Here is a 15,237-nt window from a genome sequence, read left to right as displayed (position 1 = left end):
TGTTGTTCTCGGTCTGGTCGCTGGGGCGAACCCCTTGCGACAACTCCTCTCCAAAAGAATCAGTTAGCTGCGCCTCCGTACCTTATTGTTTTTGTTGTTCTGGAGTCGTTACGTCTTGTTCTTATTGTGTAGGGCATTGCTTGTTATTGTTGTTGTGCCAGAGATAAAGCAGATGCCGTGCCAGTTTTTGAGAATCCTTTAAAATCAATGGCTTGAGGCAAATCAGGTGGTCCGGTGGGGGACAAAAAAGCCGGGTTTTCGTTACCGATAGACCCGGCCTTTGTTACGAGATATTGAAACGGTAACAACCTGTGGAACCTGTGTGCGGGGTGGTTGTCACCGTCGTCGCGCTGTCAAGGGCTGCTGGTCACGCCGGATTTGCGCCGTGGGATGCCCAGGCGTTGACGACGTTCCCACAGGCATTTGCGGCTGATACCCAGCTTGCGGGCCAGCTCGGTTTCGGTCATGTGGTCCTGGTGTTCAAGAACGAAGTGCTGGAAATAGTCTTCCAGCGACAGGTCCTCGGTCGGCTCATGGCTGCCGCTACTGCTCTGGCTGTTGCCAGGCAGGCCGAAGTCGTCGTCTTCGAGGTCGTCCAGCTCGATGTCGATGCCCAGCAGGTCGGCGGATATTTCCGCACCCTCGCAGAGGATCACCGCACGCTCGATGGCGTTTTCCAGTTCGCGCACGTTACCGGGCCAGGGGTAGTGGCGAATCGCCTGCTCGGCGTCGTGGGCAAAGCGCAACGGCTCGCGCCCCATGCGGCTGTACTGACGAACCAGGAAGGCCTGGGCGATCTCGAGCACATCGTTGCCGCGTTCGCGCAGCGCCGGCAGTTTGAGGGCGATGACGTGCAGGCGGTAATAGAGGTCTTCGCGGAACTGGCCGGTCTTGGCCAGGGTCTTCAGGTCGCGGTGGGTCGCCGCGATCAGACGCACGTCTACCTTCTGCGATTGCACCGAGCCGACCCGGCGAATCTCGCCTTCCTGGAGGACGCGCAGCAGTCGTGCCTGGGCTTCCAGTGGCAGCTCGCCGATCTCGTCGAGGAACAGCGTGCCGCCGTCCGCCGCTTCGACCAGGCCGGCACGCCCGGCGCTGGCGCCGGTGAAGGCGCCTTTCTCGTGGCCGAACAGCTCGGACTCGATCAGGGTCTCCGGAATGGCCGCGCAGTTCACCGAGATGAGGGGCGCCTTGGCACGCCTGGACAGGTTGTGCAGGGCGCGTGCGACCAGTTCCTTGCCGGTGCCGGACTCGCCCTGGACCAGTACATTGGAATCGGTGGGCGCGACCTTGCGAATCTTGCTGTAGAGGTCCTGCATGGCGGCGCAGGAGCCGATGATGCCGATCTCGCCGTTGGCGCTTTCCGCGGTTTTCTCCGCGCCACCACCCCGCACGCTGCTTGCGGCAGTGGCTGCCGGGGCGTTGCGGGCTTCCTGGCGGTCCCGCAGGATGCGGGCGACGGCCTGCAGCATCTCGTCGTGGTCGAAGGGCTTGGCGATGTAGTCGACCGCGCCCATCTTCATCGAGTCCACCGCCGAGCGCAGGCTGGCGTAGCTGGTCATGATCAGCACCGGGGTGCCTTCGGCCAGTTTGATCAGTTCGGTACCCGGTGCGCCGGGCAGGCGCAGGTCGCTGACGATCAGGTCGAAGCCGGGAATGCTGTAGCGTTCCTGGGCTTCCTGTACCGAGCCCGCTTCGCTGACCTGGTACTGGTTACGTTCGAGCAGACGGCGCAAGGCAGAGCGGATAATGGTTTCGTCTTCGACGATAAGAATATGTGGCATCAATTCGTTCTCTCGGCGGTCACGGAGGTGCGGTCGGCACCTGCTGTCGCTGTTTACATCGCTACGGACGTCGCCTCGACATGCCTTGGCAGGGTGACCCGAATTCGAGTGCCCAACTGGCGCTCGGGGTCGGCCGGGCTGTCGATTGTTATCTGTCCATAATGCTCTTCCACGATCGAATAGACCAGCGCGAGGCCCAGGCCGGTCCCTTCGCCGGGGTCCTTGGTGGTGAAAAACGGTTCGAACAGGCGGTCGATGATGGCTTTGGGAATGCCGCTGCCTTCATCCTCGACGATCAGGTCGACGGTATGTTCGCTGGCTTCGCTGCGCACGCGGATCGCGCCGCCGGGAGGGGAGGCGTCACGGGCGTTGGACAGCAGGTTGATCAGCACCTGGGCCAGGCGTTGCGGGTCACCCTCGGCCCAGTGTTCCGGGTCGCAGAGGTTGTAGAACTGGATGTCGAAGTTGCGCTTGTTCAGTGACAGCAGGCCGATGGCGTCCTGGGCCACGTCGGCCAGGCACACGGGTTCGTCGCTGCGCTGATGGCTGCCGGAGTGGGCGAAGCTCATCAGCGACTGGACGATGCGTGACACGCGCTTGGTCTGTTCGAGAATCTGCCCGCTGATCTCCGTCAGTTCGCCGTCGTTCTCGCGCTCCTCGCGCAGGTTCTGCGCCAGGCAGGCGATACCGGTGATCGGGTTGCCGATCTCGTGGGCGACACCCGCCGCCAGGCGGCCGATGGAGGCCAGGCGCTCGGAGTGCACCAGCTTGTCTTCCAGTAACTGGGTTTCGGTCTGGTCCTCGACCAGCAGCACCAGGCCACTGTTGCCCGGTGCCAGCGGCTCGTCGATGGCGGCCTTGTGCAGGTTCAGCCAGCGGATCTGCCCGTCCAGGGCCAGGTGCTGCTTGTGCAGGTGCTGGTCGGGGCGTTCGATGAAGTCCTGCAGCAGGCTCTGCCAGGGCTCGGCCAAGGCGCTGAGGCGCGAGCCGACGATGCGCTGGGCGGGAATCTCGGTGAGCTCCTCCATGGCGCGGTTCCACATCAGGATTTCCTGATCCTTGGCCAGCGAGCAGACGCCCATGGGCAGTTCCTGCAAGGTCTGCCGGTGGTAGCGGCGCAGGGCGTCGAGTTCGGCGGCCAGGCCGGTAAGGCGCGACTGGTAATCCTCCAGGCGGCTCTCGATGAAGTGGATATCCTCGGTGACGTAGCCTTCGCTGCCGGACTTGTAGGGCAGGAAGGTTTCGACGATGTCCTGTGCGACGCTGGGGCCCATCAGGCCGGACAGGTTGGCTTCGATGCGGTCGCGCAGGCGGCGCAAGGCATAGGGGCGGCCTTCGTCGAAGGGCAGGTGCAGGTCGCGCAGCGCCTGTTCCACCTCACGCTGGGCCGTCTTGGCGCCCAGCGGCTTGGCCAGCTGCGCGGCGAATTCCTGCGGGGTCGCGGCGACCAGTTCGCGTCGTTGCGGGCGGCGCACGTTGTCCACTGCGCAGGCCTCGGCGGCGCTCTTCTCCTCGGGGCTGGCTTCGGTGAACAGCGACACCAGGGTGAACACCAGCACGTTGGCGGCCAGCGAGGCGATGGCCGCCAGGTGCCAGCTGGCATCGTCGAGCACGTAGATGACGTTGAACAGCGGCAGGTAGAAGCCGTCCAGGTTGCCCAGCAGCGGCAGCAGCATGGTCAGGGCCCAGACGCAGATACCGGCCAGCAAGCCGGCGAGGAAGCCACGGCGGTTGGCGGTCTGCCAGTACAGCACCGAGAGCACGCCCGGGAGGAACTGCAGGGTGGCGACGAAGGCGACGATGCCGAGGTTGGCCAGGTCCTGCTGCGCGCCGAGCAGCAGATAGAAGCCATAGCCGGCCATGATGATGAAGGCGATCAGCGCGCGGCGTGTCCACTTCAGCCAGCGATAGATGTTGCCCTCGGCCGGTGGCTGGTACAGCGGCAAGACCAGGTGGTTGAGCGCCATCCCCGACAGGGCCAGGGTGGATACGATGATCAGCCCGCTGGAGGCCGATAGGCCGCCGACGTAGGCGAGCAGGGCCAGCGCCTCGCTGTTCACCGCGATACCCAGGCCGAGGGTGAAGTACTCCGGGTTGGTGGTCGCTCCCAGCTTGAGGCCGGCCCAGAGGATCAGCGGCACCGCCAGGCTCATCAGCAGCAGGAACAGCGGCAGACCCCAGCTGGCGCTGACCATCGCGCGCGGGTTGAGGTTCTCGGTGAAGGTCATGTGGTACATGTGCGGCATGACGATGGCCGAGGCGAAGAACACCAGCAGCAGGGTGCGCCAGGGACCTTCCTGCAGCGGCGTGTGTAGCGTGGACAGCGCCGCCTGGTTCTGCACCAGCCACAGTTCCAGCTCGTGGGGACCGCCGAACACCTGGTAGAGCGCGTACCAGCCGATCACCCCCAGCGCCACCAGTTTGACCAGCGATTCGAAGGCGATGGCGAACACCAGGCCCTCGTGCTTTTCTCGGGTGGCGATATGCCGGGCGCCGAACAGGATAGTGAAGAGGATGATCAGGCCGCAGTAGCTCAGCGCCACCTTTTCCTGCAGCGGCTCGCGGCTGAGGATGCCGATGGAGTCGGCCACCGCCTGGATCTGCAGGGCCAGCAGTGGCAGCAGGCCGACCAGCATGAACAGGGTGGTCAGCACGCCGGCCCAGGTGCTGCGGAAGCGGAAGGCGAACAGGTCGGCCAGCGATGACAGCTGGTAGGTGCGGGTGATGCGCAGGATCGGGTAGAGCAGCACCGGGGCTAGCAGGAAGGCACCGGAGACGCCCAGGTAGCTGGCGAGGAAGCCGTAGCCGTACTGATAGGCCAGCCCGACCGTGCCGTAGAAGGCCCAGGCGCTGGCATAGACGCCCAGGGACAGGGTGTAGGTCAGCGGGTGGCGGATGATCCAGCGTGGGATCAGGCCGTGTTCGCTGACCCAGGCAACTCCGAACAGCACCAGCAGATAGCCGGCGCTGATCAGGATCAGTTCGCTCAGGCTAAAGCTCGTCAGCATCGCGTTGGCTCTGGAGAATGAAGGTCACGACGATCAGGATCAGCCACAGCAGGTAGGGGCGGTACCAGGCACCATTGGGGTCGATCCACCAGTCCATGATGGCCGGTGAGAACAGGTAGATCCCTACAACCAGGATCAGAACCAGTCGGTAGATATACATGTGGCATCTCGTCGAAAGATGCCGCGATGGTAAAGGAAGCGGCGCGTTTCAGGCCACCTGCTTGAGGGCTGGCCGCTGCGGGGCAGGCGTGGCGCGGGTTGCGCCCGTCAGCGCAGTTGCGCTTCGGCCAGGGTGCGGCTGCGCGGGATGCGCGTGGCATCCCAGTGGGCGATGCCCCATTCCAGCAGCTGCCGGGGGGCGGCGTCCCGCAGGTCGGCGGGTGCTGGCTGGCCGAGCGCGCGCAGGGCACGCAGCAGCAGTGGCCCGGCCTGGTCGGCGGGCAGTGGTGGTGAGCGATAGCTCTTGCCCAGCTTGTGGCCGTCCGGCTGGATGATCAGCGGCACGTGCAGGTAGCGCGGTTGCGGCAGCCCCAGCAGTTCCTGCAGGTAGAGCTGGCGCGGTGTCGAGTCGAGCAGGTCGGCGCCGCGTACCACATCGGTGATGCCTTGCCAGGCGTCGTCCAGCACCACCGCGAGCTGATAGGCGAACAGGCCGTCGCGGCGACGAATGACGAAGTCACCGACTTCGCGGCCCAGGTGCTGATGGAATTCGCCTTGCACGCGGTCGATGAAGTGGTAGTCCAGCTCCGGTACGCGTATGCGGATGGCCGCATTCTGTTCGGCATGGCAGGCATTGCGGCAGAAGCCGGGATAGACCCCGGCATAGCCTTCCAGCTGCTTGCGCGAGCAGACGCAGGCGTAGGCCAGGCCCTGGCTGAGCAGGCGCTCGGTCACCGCCGCGTACTGCGCGTGTCGCTCGCTCTGGCGCTCCAGCTCGCCATCCCATTCGAAGCCATAGGTTTCCAGGGTGCGCAGGATCGCGTCCTGGGCGCCCGGGACTTCACGGGGCGGGTCGAGGTCTTCCATGCGCAGCAGCCAGCGGCCGCCAACGGCGCGCGCATCGAGATAGGAGGCGAGGGCGGCGACCAGCGAACCGAAATGCAGGTAGCCACTGGGCGTGGGGGCAAAGCGCCCGACGTAGGAGCTGTTCATCGAGGCGAGGCTGGTTCGAAGGGGTTGTCTTCTCCCCTCTCCCATTCATGGGCAAGGGGCCGGGGGAGAGGGCATGCGCTAAATCACCCTCTCCCCAGAAATGCAACGGGGCGCCTGAGCGCCCCGTCGTCGGATCAGGAACCGATCTGCTTTTCCTTGATTTCCGCCAGCGTCTTGCAATCGATGCACAGGGTCGCGGTGGGGCGGGCTTCCAGTCGGCGAATGCCGATCTCGACGCCGCAGGAGTCACACCAGCCGTAATCGTTGTCTTCGATCAGCTGCAGGGTCTCGTCGATCTTCTTGATCAGTTTGCGCTCGCGATCACGGGCACGCAGCTCCAGGCTGAACTCTTCTTCCTGGCTGGCGCGATCCGCCGGATCGGGGAAGTTGGCCGCTTCGTCCTGCATGTGGTGCACGGTGCGGTCGACTTCCTGCATCAGCTCCAGCTTCCACTTATTGAGGATGCTGGTGAAGTGAGCGCGCATCGGCTCGCTCATGTATTCCTCGCCCTTCTTCTCTTGATAGGGCTCGAAACCACGAATCAGCTGGCTGGTGCTTTTGGCTTTTTCTTTTGTGGGCATGGATGACGCCTCTCACTCTTTCGAATCCATCGCGCAGGTTATTCCATTGCCAGACGGTTTTCCGGCCCTGCGACTGCAAGCCGGCGAACTTACCAGATCGAATCGGGGCGCGCTACTCCCGGTTGTCTCTGCCCCTCCGGGGTGTGAATGAAATCTGCATGGGCCTGATCGGCAAGTGTAGCGGTGCCCGGCGTCCTTGCCGCTTGCCCGAGCAGCCCTGCTAGAATCCGCCGCTCGCAACCGTGAAGGCAGGCCCATGGCTCAGCTCTACAGTGGGCGCAGTCGCGCCATCGAACCCTTTCATGTGATGGCCCTGCTGGCGCGGGCCAACGAGCTGCAGGCAGCCGGTCACGACGTCATCCACCTGGAGATCGGCGAGCCGGATTTCACCACCGCCGAGCCGATCATCCGCGCGGGCCAGGCCGCCCTGGCAGCCGGGCATACCCGTTACACCGCCGCGCGGGGCTTGCCGCAGCTGCGCGAGGCGATCGCCGCGTTCTACGCCGAGCGTTATCGGCTGAACGTCGACCCGCAGCGCATCCTGATCACGCCGGGCGGTTCCGGCGCCCTGCTGCTGGCCGCCAGCCTGCTGGTCGATCCCGGCAAGCACTGGCTGTTGGCCGACCCCGGCTATCCGTGCAACCGCCACTTCCTGCGCCTGGTAGAAGGGGCTGCGCAACTGGTGCCGGTCGGCCCGGACGTGCGCTACCAGCTGACTCCGCAGCTGGTCGAGCGGCACTGGGACTCCGCCAGCGTCGGCGCCCTGGTCGCCTCGCCGGCCAACCCCACCGGCACCCTGCTGCACAAGGACGAGCTGGCGGCCCTGGCGACGAGCATCAAGCAGCGCGGCGGCCATCTGGTGGTGGACGAGATCTACCACGGGCTGACCTACGGTTGCGATGCGAGCAGCGTGCTGGAGGTGGATGACGAGGCCTTCGTGCTCAATAGTTTCTCCAAATATTTCGGCATGACCGGCTGGCGCCTGGGCTGGCTGGTCGCGCCCGAGGCGGCGGTGCCGGAGCTGGAGAAGCTGGCGCAGAACCTCTACATCAGTGCGCCGAGCATGGCTCAGCACGCGGCGCTGGCCTGTTTCGAGGCCGATACCCTGGCCATCCTCGAAGAACGCCGCCACGAGTTCCAGCGCCGCCGCGACTATTTGCTGCCGGCGCTGCGCGAGCTGGGCTTCGGCATCGCCGCCACGCCTGAAGGCGCCTTCTATTTATATGCGGACATCAGCGCCTTCGGTGGCGATGCCTTCGCCTTCTGCCGCCACTTCATCGAAACCGAGCACGTGGCGTTCACCCCGGGGCTGGATTTCGGCCGTTATCAGGCCGGGCATCATGTGCGTTTCGCCTACACGCAGAACGTCGAGCGCCTGCAGCAGGCAGTCGAACGCATCGCCCGTGGCCTGAAGAGCTGGAATCCCGATGCGCTTTGATCCGCCCCTGGAAGAAGGGCGCCTGCTGCGCCGCTACAAGCGCTTTCTGGCCGATATCGAGACGGCCGGCGGCGAGGCGCTGACCATCCACTGCGCCAATACCGGGTCGATGCTCAACTGCATGAGCGAAGGCTGCCGGGTGTGGTTCAGCCGCAGCAACGATCCCAAGCGCAAGCTGCCGGGGAGCTGGGAAATCAGCGAGACGCCGCAAGGCCGCCTGGCCTGCATCAATACGGCGCGGGCCAATGCACTGGTGGAGGAGGCGCTGCGCGCCGGGCTGATCAGCGAGCTGAACGGTTTCACCGCGCTCAAGCGCGAGGTGCCCTACGGGGTGGAGAACAGCCGCGCCGATTTTCGCCTGGATTTTCCCCAGGGGCCGACCTTCGTCGAGGTCAAGAGTGTCACCCTGGGCTTCGACGGCAGCGATGTCGCGGCCTTTCCCGATGCGGTGACGCAGCGCGGCGCCAAGCACCTGCGTGAACTGGCAGCGCTGGCACGTGCCGGCGTGCGCACGGTGCAGCTTTATTGTGTGAACCTCTCCGGTATCGCCGCCGTGCGCGCCGCCGAGGAAATCGACCCGGTCTACGCGGCGGGGCTGCGCGAGGCCAAGACGGCCGGGGTCGAAGTGCTGGCCTACGGCGCCGAGCTCAGCCCCGAAGGCATCGCGCTGGTGCGTCGTCTGGACGTGCTGGCCTAGGGCGCGATCCAGATTCCGTCGGCGTCTTCCTGGCATTCCAGCGCTTGCAGCGCCTGTCCCTCGCAGGGGCCGGCCACGCATTCGCCGCTCTCGATCAGGAACAGCGCGCCATGGGTGGCGCAGCGGATCAGGCTGCCGCTGTCATCGAGAAATCCGTCCTTCTGCCATTCCAGGGCAACGCCGCGATGCGGGCAGCGGTTGAGGTAGGCGTGCACCTGGCCGTCGCGGCGTACGGCGAACAGGTTCAGTTGCTCGATCAGAAAGCCCCGGCTCTGACCTTCGGTCAGTTCGTGCGGGCTGCATAAGCGGATCATCGTGTTCTCTCGTGTGTGCCCTTCTGCCATGGGTAGAAGGTGGCGCGTGGCACCGTCAGCGAGGCCGATTATCCCGCAGGAAGGAGGAGGGCGCATCCATGCGCCAAGTGGAACTCAGAATTGCCAGGAGGCCGATACGCGGAACGTGCGGCCCGGCTCGCTGTAGTAGTCGACCGGCTGAGGCGTGCTGCGGCCGGCGGCACTGGGCACGTTGAGCGCATTCCAGTACTTCCTGTCGAACAGGTTGAACAGGCCGGCCTGCAGCTTGACGCCGTCCAGAGCCGCGGGCTGCCAGTAGCCCGTCAGGTCGACCACCGCATAGCCCGGGGCCTTGAAGTCACTGTCATTCTCGACCTTGTCGCGACGGCGCGCGGCGGTCAGCATCAGGTCCGCGCCATGGCGCTGGCGGGTGTAACTCAGGCCCAGGGTGCCGCTTAGCGGCGCGACCGAGTTCAGGTGCTGCCTGGTTTCACGGTCCTTGCCCACGGCCCAGGCGATCGAGGACCAGAGCTGCCAGGACGGCATGAACTGCCAATGCGCGCTGCCTTCGGCGCCGTAGATGCGCACCTTGTCGCGGTTGGCCATGACTTCGAAGAAGGTGGGGAATTCGCCCGCCTGGAAACCATAGTCCTCTTCGTCGGCGCTGATGCTGTCGATGAAGTTCTTGTAGTGGTTGTCGAACAGGCTGACCGAGCCCCCCAGCCGGCTGTCGCCGAGGCGGGCGCCGACTTCGTAGCCGGTGCTTTCCTCGGGCTTGAGGTTGGGGTTGCCTACCCGTGCGTAGCCCATGCCGGCGTTGGTGAAGGTGCTGTACAGCTCGTTGACGTCCGGCGCCTTGAAGCCCTGTGCCCATTGCGCATAGAGGGTCGCCAGCTCGTGGGCCTGCCAGGTCAGGAGCAGGCTGCCGGACCACTTGGCGTCCTTGTTCTCGCTGAGCATCACGCTGTCGCCGGCGAGCACGTAGCCGCTGGTGGAGCTGCTCGGCTTGTACGCGTAGTGGTCATAGCGCACGCCCGGCGTCAGGGTCAGGGTGTCGCTGAGGGCAATCTCATCCTTCAGGTAGAGGCCCTGCAGCGTACCGGGCGTCTTCGGCATTTCGGCCTGGTTGGTGTGCAGGTTGACGCAGGAGAAGTAGATGCCGGCTGGCGTGCTGCCCGGTTGCGGCGGGAAGGGAGGCACCAGCACGCTGGGGCAGGCATCGTAGCCGCTGCTGTACTGCTCGGCTTCCAGGCGGCTCCACTCCATGCCCAGGGTCAGGTCGTGGCGGCCCAGTTGTTTGCCCAGGCTGCTGCTGATGCCGTACTGGCTCTTCTCGATCTCGTTGGCGCGGCCGAATGGGCCGGCCAGCGTTCCGGCGCGGGTGGCGTCGACTTCGTCCTCGCGATAGAGCTTCTGCCAGTAGACCACCGTGTCGGCCCAGTCCAGCAGGTTGTCGCTGCCTGTGGCGCGGTACTGATGGTCGAACGAGAGTCGCTTGCGCTCGTTGGTCTCGCGGGTGTCGTAGTGCCGCGGGTAGTTGGCCGTGCCCTGGTTGATGCGGCTGTCCATGTCCTCGACGCGTTCGAACAGCTCGGCCGTCATACCGATGCGGTGGCCTGCGGCGAGCTTCTGCTGGATCTTCAGCAGCAGGCTCTGCTGTTCGCTATCGCTGGGGTTGGCGGTGGTGCGCTGCGTGCCGAGCAGGTTGTCGTTGCCCTGGCTGTCGAGCTCGTGGCCCTGGCGGCCGCCGGCCTGGAGCAGCCAGGCCGTGTCGTTGATCCGGCCGGCCAGGGCCGCATTCAACCCCCAGCTCTGGTCGGCACTGTCGTAGTCGCTCTTCACCAGGCCGGCGAAGTTGTCGTCGTTACCCAGCAGGTCATCCGGACTCAGGGTCCGTAGTTGCAGGGCGCCGCCAAGGGCCCCCGAGCCGAGCTGGCTGGAGTTGGCACCGCGAACCACGTCGATCGATGACAGGCTCTGGAAGTCGATGCTGTCCAGGCCGCCGTTGACTTCGCGCACCGCGTCGTTCAGCCAAGGCATGCGGATGCCGTCGATGGTGGTCAGCACGCGATCGCGATCCAGGCCGCGGATGTTGATGCTGTTGTTGCTGCGGTTGTAGTTCACCCCCGGTTCGGCGCGTCGCGACAAGTCATCGAAACTGCGTATCTGACGACGTTCGAGGGTCTCGGCGTCGGTCCGGGTGGTGGTCGGCAACGGCTGCTCGACCACGCTGGCGGTGACTTCGACATCGGGGAGCTCGGCCGGTGTATCGGCCAGGGCGAGGGAGGGGCACAGCATCAGTAACGCCAGCCATGGGCGGCGGGCATAGGGCGGGGGAAGGGGCATGGCAATGGCTCCGTGCGTGCTGGGCAGTTCTGCGACTGCCTGGTTGGCGACGGCGCAAGACGTTAACCAGATTATTTATCTGATGCAAATAATTCTCATATAGATTATCGTTTGTGGGTTGCCGTCGCTGTGCAGAAACAGCGGGCACGTCTTGCCGTGAGAGGAGTTGTCCCGATGAATAGTGTGAATCCCGCCGCCTTGCCGGCCATCGATCTGTACCGGGCCTGGCAGGCCCTGCGTCTCGAACAGCCCCGTCTGCGGGCCCGTGATGCGGCTGCCGTACTGGGTGTCAGTGAGGCCGAGCTGACCGCCAGCCGCCTCGGCGTGGATGCCGTGCGCCTGCGCTGTGACTGGTCCGAGTTGCTGCCTGCGCTGGGAGAGCTGGGTTACATCATGGCGCTGACCCGCAACGAGCACTGCGTGCACGAACGCAAGGGGCACTACCGCGAGGTTTCCGTCAGCGCCAACGGGGCGATGGGGCTGGTGGTCTCCGCCGACATCGACCTGCGCCTGTTCATGGCGCAGTGGGCCAGCGTGTTCGCCGTCGCCGAGAACGGCGAGCGTGGCGTGCAGCGCAGCATCCAGATCTTCGACCGCCAGGGGCTTGCGGTACACAAGGTATACCTGACCGAGAGGAGCGACGACGCGGCCTGGGCGCCGCTGGTCGAACGTTTCCGGGCCGAGGTGCAGAGTGCCGAGCTGGAGCTGCTGCCGCCGGCCGAGCGCAAGGCGCCGCGTGCCGACGATCAGGTCGATGTGGGGGCACTGCGTGCCGACTGGGCCGCGCTGAAGGACACGCATCACTTCTTCGCCATGCTCAAGCGCCATGACCTGGCCCGTACTCAGGCCCTGCGCCTGGCCGGCCATGAGTGGGCCGAGCCGCTGGCCACCGCCGAACTGTCCAGGCTGATCGAGGCGGCGGCAGCGCGTGAGGTGCCGATCATGGTGTTCGTCGGTAACCGTCACTGCATCCAGATTCACACGGGGCCGGTGCGCAATCTGCGTTGGCTGGATAACTGGTTCAACGTGCTCGATGCCGAGTTCAACCTGCACCTGAGAACCCCTGGCGTGGTCGAGCTCTGGCGCGTGCGCAAACCCAGCGTGGATGGCGTGATCACCAGCCTGGAGGCCTATGACGAAGAGGGTGAACTGGTGGTCCAGCTGTTCGGGGCCCGCAAGCCGGGCATGGCCGAGCGTGACGACTGGCGCGAGCTGGCCGAGTCCATCGCGGCACTGGAGGTCTGACATGCGCTTGAGTGGAACCTTGGCGCTGTGCAGCGCCCTGCTGCTTGCTCCCCTGGCCGGTGCGGGCGAGCTGCCGCAACGCTGGGTCAGCTCCGGTGGCTCGCTCAGCGAGTGGGTGGTGCGCCTGGGGGGCGAGAGCAAGCTGGTCGGCGTCGATACCACCAGCCTGCATCCACAATCGCTGCAGCAGTTGCCGAGCGTCGGTTATCAGCGGGCCTTGTCGGCGGAGGGGGTGCTGTCGCTGCACCCGGACGTGCTGATCGGTAGCGAAGAAATGGGGCCGCCTCCGGTGCTCGCGCAGATCAAGGCAGCCGGCATTCGTATCGAGAGTCTGTCGGCCAGGCCCGATCTGGATGCGCTCGAAAGCAATGTGCTGCGCCTGGGTGAACTGCTCGGCAGGCCGCAGCAGGCGCATGAAGAAATCGCGGCCTATCGCCAGGCCCTGCAGCATCAGGCGGCCTGGGTCGCCAAGGCGCGCGAGCAGCAGCCGGCACCGCGTGTGCTGATGCTGCTCGGTCATGCTGGCAGCAACCTCATGGCGGCCGGCAAGGACAGCCTGGCGGTGTGGCTGATCGAGCGGGCCGGTGGCGAGAGTCGCACCGAGCACAGCGGCTACAAGCCGATCTCCAGCGAGGCCTTGCTGGCGATGGACCCACAGGTGCTGATCGTTGCCGACCGCAGTCTGCAGGGGGAGGAGGCGCGTCAGGCGGTGCTGCGGCAGAATCCGCTGCTGGCGCAGACCAGCGCCGTGCGTGACGGCCGTGTGCTGAGCCTCGATCCGACGCTGCTGGTGGGCGGTCTCGGTCCGCGCCTGCCCGAGGGGCTGGTCGAGTTGTCGGCGGCGTTCTATCCTTCCGAGCCAGCTCTGACGGCCGAACTCGACCGATGAATCCTGTTTTTCGTCCCCGCCCATTGCTGCTGGCGATGGGCGTCCTCCTGCTGCTTTCGTTCTGGCTGTCGCTGGCCCTGGGGCCCGTCAGTCTGCCGCTGGGCGATACCCTGCTTGCCGCGCTGCGCTTGCTGGGCCTGCCCATCGACGGGGAGGGCCTGCAGCAGGCCGAGCTGATCCTCGGTCAGATACGCCTGCCGCGCAGCCTGCTGGGGCTGTGCGTGGGTATCGTGCTGGCGCTGTCCGGCGTGGCCATGCAGGGGCTGTTCCGCAACCCGCTGGCTGACCCCGGTCTGGTCGGGGTCGCCGGTGGCGCCGCGTTGGGTGCGGCTGTCGCCATCGTCGGTGGCAGCATGATCGGCGGTCTGCCGTCGGCCATTGCGCCTTATCTGCTGTCGCTCTGCGCGTTCAGCGGCGGTCTGATCGTGACCGCCGTGGTGTATCGCTTCGGGCGTCGCGACGGGCAGACCCACGTCGCCACCATGCTCCTGGCCGGGGTCGCGCTGACCGCGATGTCCGGCGCCGGTGTCGGCCTGTTCACCTACCTGGCCGATGACGCCACCCTGCGCAGCCTGACCTTCTGGAATCTGGGCAGCCTCAACGGCGCCAGCTATCCACGGCTGTGGCCGTTGCTGCTGGTGACCCTGGCCATCGCCTTGTGGCTGCCGCGCCGCGCCGCGGCGCTCAACGCGCTGCTGCTGGGCGAGTCCGAAGCGCGCCATCTGGGATTCGATGTCGAGCGGATCAAGCTGGAGCTGGTGCTGTGCACGGCGCTGGGCGTCGGCGCTGCGGTGGCGGCGGCCGGCCTGATCGGTTTCATCGGCCTGGTGGTCCCGCACCTGATGCGTCTGCTGGTCGGCCCCGATCACCGGGTGCTGCTGCCGGCATCGCTGCTGGCCGGCGCCAGTCTGCTGCTGCTGGCCGATCTGCTGGCGCGCCTGCTGCTGGCGCCGGCGGAATTGCCGATCGGCATCGTCACGGCGTTGATCGGGGCGCCGTTCTTCCTTTATCTGCTGGTGCGGGGGCGAACCTGATGTTGCGCGCAGAACAGCTGAGCGTGCGCCGGGGCGGCAAAACCGTCCTGGGGGATATCGACCTGACGTTGCAGCCTGGCGACGTGCTGGGCGTGCTCGGCCCCAATGGTGCCGGCAAGAGCACCCTGCTGGGGGCCCTGTGCGGGGAATTCGAGGCGAGCGCCGGGCGGGTGACCCTGGATGCGCGCACCCTGAGTGACTGGGATGGGCGTCAGCGGGCCCGGCGGCTGGCGGTGTTGCCGCAGAGTTCGACGCTGAGCTTCGCCTTCCCGGTGGAAGAGGTGGTCGGCATGGGGCGTCTGCCGCATGCCAGCGGGCGTGTGCGTGACGCCGAGATCGTCGCCATGGCGCTGCGCGCGGCCGATGCCGAGCACCTGCGTGGGCGCAGTTACCTGGCGCTGTCCGGTGGCGAGCGCCAGCGTGTGCACCTGGCGCGCGTGCTGGCGCAGCTCTGGCCGGGCGGAGAGGGGCAGGTGTTGCTGCTCGACGAGCCGACCTCGGCGCTCGATCCGCTGCACCAGCACACCACGCTGCAGGCGGTGCGTGACTTCGCCAGCCAGGGTGCCGCGGCGCTGGTGATTCTGCATGACCTGAACCTGGCGGCACGATATTGCGACCGTATTCTTCTGCTCCAGGCGGGACGCCCCCATGCCTTCGGCAGCCCCGACGAGGTACTGCGGGCCGCGCCCCTGCGTGCGGTATTCGGTCTGGACGTACTGATACAGCGACACCCGGAGCGCGGCCATCCACTGATCGTGGCGCGTTGACTC

The 15,237-nt window shown here is 66.0% G+C and carries 13 protein-coding genes; 6 read left to right on the top strand and 7 right to left on the bottom strand.

Annotation, left to right across the window (positions count from 1 at the left end; all coding sequences use genetic code 11):
- Positions 1-353: 353 nt before the first annotated feature.
- The 5 genes from EWH21_RS19725 to dksA all read right to left on the bottom strand — a co-directional run bounded on the left by EWH21_RS19725 (position 354) and on the right by dksA (position 6,525).
- Entirely contained in the window at positions 354-1,784 is a 1,431-nt protein-coding gene (locus tag EWH21_RS19725) for a sigma-54 dependent transcriptional regulator (RefSeq protein WP_277699135.1), read from the bottom strand.
- Positions 1,785-1,837: 53 nt separating this feature from the next.
- The gene (locus tag EWH21_RS19720) at positions 1,838-4,792 is read right to left on the bottom strand and encodes a sensor histidine kinase (protein WP_179554843.1); all 2,955 of its coding nucleotides are present in this window, start codon (positions 4,790-4,792) and stop codon (positions 1,838-1,840) included.
- Positions 4,776-4,952, bottom strand: coding sequence for a hypothetical protein (locus EWH21_RS19715; protein WP_003244646.1), 177 nt, complete (start codon positions 4,950-4,952; stop codon positions 4,776-4,778). The genes EWH21_RS19720 and EWH21_RS19715 overlap by 17 nt, the downstream gene beginning before the upstream one ends.
- A gap of 107 nt (positions 4,953-5,059) precedes the next feature.
- Positions 5,060-5,944, bottom strand: coding sequence for a tRNA glutamyl-Q(34) synthetase GluQRS (gluQRS, locus tag EWH21_RS19710; RefSeq protein ID WP_277699134.1), 885 nt, complete (start codon positions 5,942-5,944; stop codon positions 5,060-5,062).
- 134 nt (positions 5,945-6,078) lie between these two features.
- The gene (dksA, locus tag EWH21_RS19705) at positions 6,079-6,525 is read right to left on the bottom strand and encodes an RNA polymerase-binding protein DksA (protein WP_017675309.1); all 447 of its coding nucleotides are present in this window, start codon (positions 6,523-6,525) and stop codon (positions 6,079-6,081) included.
- Positions 6,526-6,781: 256 nt separating this feature from the next.
- Here dksA and EWH21_RS19700 point away from each other — a divergent pair, with 256 nt between their 5' ends.
- Together EWH21_RS19700 and sfsA are read left to right on the top strand one after the other, a co-directional pair.
- Positions 6,782-7,963 (top strand): pyridoxal phosphate-dependent aminotransferase, encoded by a 1,182-nt coding sequence (locus EWH21_RS19700; protein ID WP_037050764.1) that lies wholly within the window; start codon positions 6,782-6,784, stop codon positions 7,961-7,963.
- The gene (gene sfsA, locus EWH21_RS19695; RefSeq protein WP_152489513.1) at positions 7,953-8,660 is read left to right on the top strand and encodes a DNA/RNA nuclease SfsA; all 708 of its coding nucleotides are present in this window, start codon (positions 7,953-7,955) and stop codon (positions 8,658-8,660) included. The genes EWH21_RS19700 and sfsA overlap by 11 nt, the downstream gene beginning before the upstream one ends.
- Here the strand turns inward: sfsA and EWH21_RS19690 are convergent.
- On the bottom strand, positions 8,657-8,974 hold the full coding sequence (locus EWH21_RS19690) for a Rieske (2Fe-2S) protein (RefSeq protein WP_277699133.1): 318 nt from the start codon (positions 8,972-8,974) through the stop codon (positions 8,657-8,659). The two genes, sfsA and EWH21_RS19690, sit on opposite strands and share 4 nt — an antisense overlap.
- Before the next feature lie 114 nt (positions 8,975-9,088).
- A complete protein-coding gene (locus EWH21_RS19685; protein WP_277699132.1) occupies positions 9,089-11,299 on the bottom strand; it encodes a TonB-dependent hemoglobin/transferrin/lactoferrin family receptor in 2,211 nt (736 codons plus the stop codon).
- Between the two features lie 174 nt (positions 11,300-11,473).
- Between EWH21_RS19685 and EWH21_RS19680 the strand changes: the two genes are divergently transcribed.
- From EWH21_RS19680 to EWH21_RS19665, 4 genes are read left to right on the top strand one after another with little or no spacing between them, the layout of a single operon-like run.
- On the top strand, positions 11,474-12,544 hold the full coding sequence (locus tag EWH21_RS19680) for a ChuX/HutX family heme-like substrate-binding protein (RefSeq protein WP_277699131.1): 1,071 nt from the start codon (positions 11,474-11,476) through the stop codon (positions 12,542-12,544).
- Between the two features lies 1 nt (position 12,545).
- Positions 12,546-13,433, top strand: coding sequence for an ABC transporter substrate-binding protein (locus EWH21_RS19675; protein ID WP_277699130.1), 888 nt, complete (start codon positions 12,546-12,548; stop codon positions 13,431-13,433).
- A 50-nt stretch (positions 13,434-13,483) separates the two neighbouring features.
- Positions 13,484-14,467: an iron ABC transporter permease gene (locus EWH21_RS19670; protein WP_167519233.1), complete on the top strand. Its 984-nt coding sequence runs from the start codon at positions 13,484-13,486 to the stop codon at positions 14,465-14,467.
- Positions 14,467-15,234, top strand: coding sequence for a heme ABC transporter ATP-binding protein (locus EWH21_RS19665; RefSeq protein ID WP_277699129.1), 768 nt, complete (start codon positions 14,467-14,469; stop codon positions 15,232-15,234). Before EWH21_RS19670 ends, EWH21_RS19665 begins: the two co-directional genes overlap by 1 nt.
- Positions 15,235-15,237 lie beyond the last annotated feature (3 nt).

Origin of the sequence: Pseudomonas sp. REST10, assembly GCF_029542605.1 — a bacterium.
In the GTDB taxonomy this organism is placed as follows: Bacteria; Pseudomonadota; Gammaproteobacteria; order Pseudomonadales; family Pseudomonadaceae; genus Aquipseudomonas; species Aquipseudomonas khazarica.
The sequence above is the reverse complement of the archived record's forward strand: the minus strand, read 5'-3'. Positions and strand labels throughout refer to the sequence as shown.

Bases quoted from the DNA above. Each gene is read 5' to 3' on its own strand.
- gluQRS (WP_277699134.1), bottom strand. From the start codon at position 5,944: ATGAACAGCTCCTACGTCGGGCGCTTTGCCCCCACGCCCAGTGGCTAC.
- sfsA (WP_152489513.1), top strand. From the start codon at position 7,953: ATGCGCTTTGATCCGCCCCTGGAAGAAGGGCGCCTGCTGCGCCGCTAC.
- EWH21_RS19690 (WP_277699133.1), bottom strand. From the start codon at position 8,974: ATGATCCGCTTATGCAGCCCGCACGAACTGACCGAAGGTCAGAGCCGG.
- EWH21_RS19700 (WP_037050764.1), top strand. From the start codon at position 6,782: ATGGCTCAGCTCTACAGTGGGCGCAGTCGCGCCATCGAACCCTTTCAT.
- EWH21_RS19665 (WP_277699129.1), top strand. From the start codon at position 14,467: ATGTTGCGCGCAGAACAGCTGAGCGTGCGCCGGGGCGGCAAAACCGTC.
- EWH21_RS19685 (WP_277699132.1), bottom strand. From the start codon at position 11,299: ATGCCCCTTCCCCCGCCCTATGCCCGCCGCCCATGGCTGGCGTTACTG.
- EWH21_RS19720 (WP_179554843.1), bottom strand. From the start codon at position 4,792: ATGCTGACGAGCTTTAGCCTGAGCGAACTGATCCTGATCAGCGCCGGC.
- dksA (WP_017675309.1), bottom strand. From the start codon at position 6,525: ATGCCCACAAAAGAAAAAGCCAAAAGCACCAGCCAGCTGATTCGTGGT.
- EWH21_RS19725 (WP_277699135.1), bottom strand. From the start codon at position 1,784: ATGCCACATATTCTTATCGTCGAAGACGAAACCATTATCCGCTCTGCC.
- EWH21_RS19680 (WP_277699131.1), top strand. From the start codon at position 11,474: ATGAATAGTGTGAATCCCGCCGCCTTGCCGGCCATCGATCTGTACCGG.
- EWH21_RS19675 (WP_277699130.1), top strand. From the start codon at position 12,546: ATGCGCTTGAGTGGAACCTTGGCGCTGTGCAGCGCCCTGCTGCTTGCT.
- EWH21_RS19715 (WP_003244646.1), bottom strand. From the start codon at position 4,952: ATGTATATCTACCGACTGGTTCTGATCCTGGTTGTAGGGATCTACCTG.